4 protein-coding genes are annotated in these 6226 nt (G+C 72.8%); 1 reads left to right on the forward strand and 3 read right to left on the reverse strand.

Annotated elements, in window-relative coordinates:
* The first annotated feature begins 165 nt into the window (after positions 1-165).
* Positions 166-1182 carry an SMP-30/gluconolactonase/LRE family protein gene (locus tag ACFVJX_RS05395; RefSeq protein ID WP_384124056.1) on the forward strand — a complete coding sequence of 339 codons (1017 nt, stop codon included), beginning with the start codon at positions 166-168 and terminating at the stop codon, positions 1180-1182.
* 13 nt (positions 1183-1195) lie between these two features.
* Here the strand turns inward: ACFVJX_RS05395 and ACFVJX_RS05400 are convergent, their stop codons facing one another.
* The 3 genes from ACFVJX_RS05400 to ACFVJX_RS05410 form a co-directional block, all read right to left on the reverse strand.
* Complete coding sequence (locus tag ACFVJX_RS05400) at positions 1196-1783, reverse strand: TetR family transcriptional regulator (protein ID WP_384124085.1); 588 nt, start codon at positions 1781-1783, stop codon at positions 1196-1198.
* A 55-nt stretch (positions 1784-1838) separates the two neighbouring features.
* Positions 1839-4238, reverse strand: a complete 2400-nt coding sequence (locus ACFVJX_RS05405) for a family 43 glycosylhydrolase (protein WP_384124057.1) — start codon at positions 4236-4238, stop codon at positions 1839-1841.
* An 857-nt stretch (positions 4239-5095) separates the two neighbouring features.
* Positions 5096-6013, reverse strand: a complete 918-nt coding sequence (locus ACFVJX_RS05410) for an NADP-dependent oxidoreductase (protein ID WP_384124059.1) — start codon at positions 6011-6013, stop codon at positions 5096-5098.
* Positions 6014-6226 lie beyond the last annotated feature (213 nt).

Below are 6226 nucleotides of genomic sequence, written 5' to 3' on the forward strand. Positions count from 1 at the left end.
GTGTCGGGCGGCCTTCCGCTACGGTAGCAACAACCGGACAACAGTGTCCGGTTGGAGTGCGGGCGCACCGCGAGTTCCGGCCACGGCGCCCCGCATTCCCGGAGCGGACGTGTGCGCCGCCGCCACCGGTGGCCCGCGCACGGCGGACAGGAAGAGTGAACTCCCATGCGACGAAACCCGATCCGGCCCTTGACGGTGCTCGCCGCGGCAACGGCGCTGGTGCTCACCGGATGCGGTACGCAGACGGCTCCCGGCGGCCGGTCGGCGCCGGCGGGTACGGGCGGAACCATCCGGGCGCACGAGGTCATGCGGCTGACACAGATACACGAAGAGACCGGGATGACTCTGCTGGAGGGGCCGGTATTCGACGAGGACGGGGCTCTGCTCGTCGTCGATGTCACCGCGCCTGCGGGCGAACCCAAGGTCCTGCGCGTCGACATCGCGAAGAAGACCTCCCGGCCGTTCCACACCGACGGCCGGGGCGCCTACACCTCGGCGCAGTTCAGCCCGTACGACAAGCGGCTCTACCTGACCGACTTCGCACACGGCGAGATCGTGAGCCTGGCCCCGGACGGCAGCGACCTGCGGACCTTCTTCTCCGGCAAGGTCGAAGGAGCGCCGATGAACCCCGACGACATCGCCTTCGACGAGGAGGGGAACCTGTACGTCAGCGACTCACGCGGGATGTCCGAGTCGAAGGCGCACGGACGTGTGGTGCGGATCGGCCGGGACGGCGGGCGGGCCGTTGTTCTCGCGGAGGGCCTGGCCGCTACGAACGGCATCTCGTTCGACATGGAGTACCAGGGCCTGTGGATCAGTGAACTCACCGAGAACCGCATCTCCTACCTCCGCCTCGACGAGGACGGTGGGGTGGCCTCCCGGCACACCGCTGTCCGGGTGGACGGCGGGATAGCCCAGACCGACTCGATCGCCGTGGACGCGGACGGCAACCTCTACCAGGCGCTCCACGGGCGCCCCGCGATGGCCGTGTACAGCTGGCAGGGCGAGCGCCTGGCGACCGTCGAGGTCCCGGCAGGGGCGGAGGGGCTGGACTCCGCGACCAACGTGGCCATCGAGCCCGGCGGGACGAAGGCGTACATGACCGTCAGCGGTCCCGCCGGTGGATACCTGTACTCCTTCGACGCCCTGGCCGAAGGGACCCGGCAGTCCAACGGCGGCTGACGTCGCGCACCACTCATCCCTCGAAGGGCCGCACCGGCCCCACCTCGACGCCGAGCAGCCGCCACGCGGCCAGCGCCCGGTGCTCGCGCTCTTCTCGGGTGGGGCCGACGACGGTGGCCGAGACCATGGCGACGGCGAGCACGAGATCGCCCCCGGCGCCCAGCCGGTGACCGGTCGGCAGCCGCGTCCGCAGGGCACGCTCGACCCGCTCGGACAGGGCCGAGGCATGTGCCCGGATGCCGGAACGCCTGCCCGCCGGATCCGCGTGCAGGAGGCCGATGAAGGCCGCCGACTCGGTGAGATGCCACGTCAGCACACCGAGGACGCCCGCGAAGGCCACGCGCTCGTCCCCGGCCGCCTGCTCGACCTGCCGTACGTTCTCCTCCAGAACCGCGGTGGCGACGGCGGTCCGGTCGGGGAAGTGCCGGTACAGGACGCCCTGTCCGACCCCGGCCCGGCGGGCGATCGCGGACAGCGGAGCCTCCAGACCTTCTTCCGCGAAGACCTCCCGGGCGGCGGTGACCAGAGCGGCCCGGTTGCGGGCAGCGGCCTTCGGCCCGTCGTTCGCGGGCCGCCGCCCGTCCGTCTCCGTATGCCGCATCACCCCGGAAGCGTACCGGCCGGGCAGTTCCACGCTCGTGATCGTGCCACCACCTCTATCCCTGTCCGGCCGCCGCGGGACTCCCGTATGTGCGTACGTAGTCGAACTCGGCCACCGCCCCCGACCTGTTGTGGGAGATGAGCCCGATCCGCAGGTCACCCCCGACCGGGAGCGTCCACACGCTGCCGCGCGACCAGTGCGTGCCGTCCCGGCTGGTGAAGGCACGGACCTCGTGCTCCTGGTGTGCCGCGTCGAGGTGGTGGGAGAGCCGGAGCCACATCGTGTCCGCCGTCGGGCCGGCGAACATCGGGCCGTTCGCCACCGCGGTGGGCGGCGAAGTGGTGGGGCGCTCGCCCTCCTTGCCGAACTCGCTCACCTGGAGGAGGGCGCCGTCCCCGCCCGCGAGCGGCAGGACCGAGTGGACGAGCTTCAGCCAGCGGTCGTCGTTCTCGTACAGGATGAGACCCGCCTGCTGGGCGTCCCGGTCCGGTGCGAACCGCAGCTTCGTCTCGACGGTGTAGTCGCCCTGCGGGGCGTCCCGCACCAGAACCGAGGCGCTGTTGTCACCGAGATGCAGCTCGGCGTCCTGAGTGGGCCACACCAGAGATCCCCCGGACACGGTCACGCCCGACGCCGGCCCGCGCACCCACTGCCACGGGGAGCCCGCTGTCGTTCCCGGGACCGTGCCCGAATCGAACGCGTCGCTGTGGGCGGGGAGCACCGGCCCCACCGCCGGGACACCGACGCGCGAGGTCACCGGCCGGTACAGGGGCGCGGCGCCCACGTTGTCGGCGGCCGCTCCCGCACCCCGCGCGACCGCGGCGACAGCGCCCGCGCCGACAGCGGCGGCCGGCAGGTCCCGGGTCTGCCCGGCCACCGGATCGCGCAACCGGTCACCGGTCACCTCGACGGTCAGCCGGCTGCCCCGGATCTCCGCGGAGACGTTGTGCCAGGTCTCCCAGGAGAACCCGGACGGCAGCGCGGAGAGCTGTTCGCCCCGGCTGGTGCCACCCACCCGGACGTCGGTGACCAGCGCCGATCTGGTGCGGTCGAGCCAGACCACGATCCGGTTGTCCGGATCCCGGTAGGCGACGGACAGGCCTGCCGCGCCGTCCGGCGATTCGACCAGCAGATCGGCTTCGGCACGCACATCGGCCGGTGCGTCCAGGGCCGAGCGAAGGTAGGCGGGGGCGGCGGTGGACGAGGTGTGCGCGGCGTAGCCACCGGCGTCCCGCTCCGACCGTGCCGACCAGCCCGCCCGGTCCGCGCCCTCCGCGTGCCAGCCCGACAGGCCACCTTCGTTGAAGGTGCCACCGGCCGCCCACTCCGTCACCGGTGCGGCGGTGGGCCTGTCGGAGGGGCCGGCACCGGCGCGCACGACGGGCCAGCCGTCGATCCAGTCGAGTCGGTCGATGAGCATCGGGCGCCGGCTGAGCTTCAGCGAACCCCCGGTGGCCGGCGCGAGATCGGGCGAATCGGCGGGGATGCCGTGGTAGACCAGCCAGTCCTGGCCCGACAGGTCGGTCTGCAGGGCGTTGTGCCCCGGCCCGATCCACCGGTTGCCTTCGGCTCCGACGACCACCCCCGCCTTGCTGGTCAGCGCCATGAGGTCGGTGCCCTCGTCATCGGTGAACGGGCCGGTGGGGCTGGTCGAGCGGCCCGCCTTCACCTGGTAGCCGCTGTACGCGCCGTCGCAGCAGCCGCCGTCCGAGTAGAACAGGTAGTAGAAGGAGCCGTGCCGGACGACGAAGCCGCCCTCGACCCGCCGCCCCCGGGCGACCTGGGTGACGGGGCCCTCGGTGCGGGTGCGATCGGCGTTCAGCTTGGCCACGCAGATGGTGTCGTAGCTGCCCCAGTAGAGATAGGGCGTGCCGTCGGTGTCGGTGAACTGGGCCTGGTCGATGTTGCCCGCCGGGCAGCCGCTCGGCGTGGGCAGCACGGCGCCCTTGTCCGTCCACGGACCGGTAGGGGTGGGGGCCGTGACGAGGCCGACGGTGCCGCGTCCGGGCACCGAGTAGTAGAGGTAGTAGCTGCCGAACGCGTAGTGGATGTCGGGGGCCCAGAGCCGTGAACCCGCCAGCCAGGCGGGCCGGTTCTCCGGAGTGAACACCTCTCCGGCGTACTCCCACGTCACCAGGTCGGCAGAGCGCAGGATCGGCAGGATGCGCTCACCGTCCTCGCCCTTGCTCTGGAACACGGGGTTCTGGGTGCCGTAGGCGTACCAGAGACCGTCCTTGCCGCGGATCGTGGCGGGGTCGGGGAACGTGTCGATGCCGGCGGTGGCGGACACCGGGTTGGTGTACGTGGCGGCGGGCGCGGGGCCGGGCCGCGCGGGGGGCGGGCCCGCCGCGTTCGCCGGTGCGGTGGCGAGGGTGAACAGGCAGAGCAGGGAGGCCAGTCCGGCCGCCCAGCGAACGGCGGGCCGGTGGCGGGCGGTGCTGTCCGTACGTCTCATCGGGACTCCGTGATCGTCGCGCCCGGATCTGCGGGTGCGGTCCAGGTCGTGCCGTCGGTCTCGGCGCCGCGCTCCCGCGGCGGAGGCACGTGCATCCGGCGTGTCGGCCGCTCTCTCACGGGCCCGAACTCCCCTTGTCCGGGAGCGGTTGTCGCACTCGTGCGGATCCGCGAGGAGGCCGCGGCGATCCGTTCACGACGAGTCCGCCGCCGACGGCCTGCCGGCCGCCGGGGCCGAGCCGGCGCGGCAGGTCGAGTACTCGTTCCTCGTGCCCGCGCCTGAGCCGGGCCGGAGGGCCACCAAGAGTGTGCATGGCGCCCAGCATGGGGAAGGGCCGATTTTTTGGTCAACCTCCCGGAAAAATATTCATGTTGCCGCAATACCGGGAGGGCCCGTCTCCGCGATCAGCGGGGCTGCGGCCCAGGCGGCTCAGGGTGCGCCGTGCTGCCGCGCACGGGGGAGAGGCGGACAAGGATCGTGCCGGGTCCGTCGATCCGGTCCTCGCCGGCATCCACCGCCGCCCGGCCCTCACGGGTGAGCCGGCCCTGGAGTGGTTCGAGTGAGCACGCACGTCCTTCGGCAGCGACTTCGACGCGGCGGCACGGGGATGAGAGCCCACGACATCTTGGACCTGCGCCGACCCCAGCGCGGTGCGTAGGGGCCGCACGCCGGTTCGCAGGGGGCCGGGAACGCCGACAGGCGCCCGACCAGCTAGGCCGGCAGCGCCGCGTTCGCGGCGAGGCCGCGCAGCACATGGTTCACGGGAAGCCATCCTGCCCCGGCCCTGCCCGAACACCCCCTGGATTTCACCGGACGAGGAGCCGCGGGCTGCTCGCCGACGGCCTCGGACAGCCGGGCTACGGCCGGAGAACGATCTTGCCGTGGGTGTGCTGGCGCTCCAGCTCGCGGAACGCGTCCTGCACCCGCTCCAGTGGATAGGCGCGGGCGATAGGCACGGTCAGTTCCCCACGTGATGCGAGCCGGGCCAGTTCGCCCAGCACGACCGCGCACGCCGCGGCGCCCTCCCCGTAGGTCCCGGCTCCGACCCTGGCCGCCGCCTGCCAGTCGCTGATCGTGTTGATCCGTTCGGGCCGCACGCCCAACTCCACCGCCAGGTCCACGTAGCCGTCGCCGAACGTGTCGATGAACGCGTCCGCGTTCCCGCCGGCGGCCCGCCGGATCCGGTCGGCCACACCCTCCCCGTACGTGACCGGGACGACCCCCTGCTCCTTGAGCCAGGGATGGTTGCGCTCACTCGCCAGCCCGATCACCGTGGCGCCGCGCCGCCGCGCGAGCTGAACGGCGAGGGAGCCGACGCCGCCCGCCGCGCCGGACACGACGACCGTGTCGGCGGGTCCGGGGTCCACCGCGAACACGGTGGCGTACGCGGTCGTGCCGGCCACGTACAACGACCCGGCCGCATCCCAGGCCAGCCCCTTCGGACGGGAGACCACGTTCACGTCGTCGACCACGACGAACTCCGCATGGCTGGCCCTGCGATGGGTGAACCCCAGGACCTCGTCACCCACGGCGAACCCGCGCACGTGCGGACCGGCCTCCGCCACGACGCCCGCCACATCGCTGCCCTGACCGGAGGGGAACGTCGCGGGCCAGCGTGCGTGCAGGGCGCCCGTGCGGATATGCGCCTCGCCCGGCTGGATCCCCGCCGCGCGGACCTGGACCAGTACCTGTCCCGGGCCGGGAGACGGCCGCTCCACCTCCTCCACCCGAAGCACATCGATGCCGCCGTACTCGTGGAACCGGACAGCCTTCATCGCGCGATCACCGCTCTTCCTCGTTCGGACAGGGCACCGACGGCCACGTGCCGGACCACCGCACAGCCGGCCGTGCCACCGCACCCAACGGCCCGGAAGCGGAACGGTATTCCCGAGGCCGGCAGGGCAGCCGATCCGTGGGTCGGCGGGGGCGGGGGCGGCGGCGGACCGGGGGGGGGGGGCCCGCCGCGTGCCCAGCGCGGGACCCCCCAC

Origin of the sequence: Streptomyces sp. NPDC127177, assembly GCF_042672475.1 — a bacterium.
GTDB lineage: Bacteria > Actinomycetota > Actinomycetes > Streptomycetales > Streptomycetaceae > Streptomyces.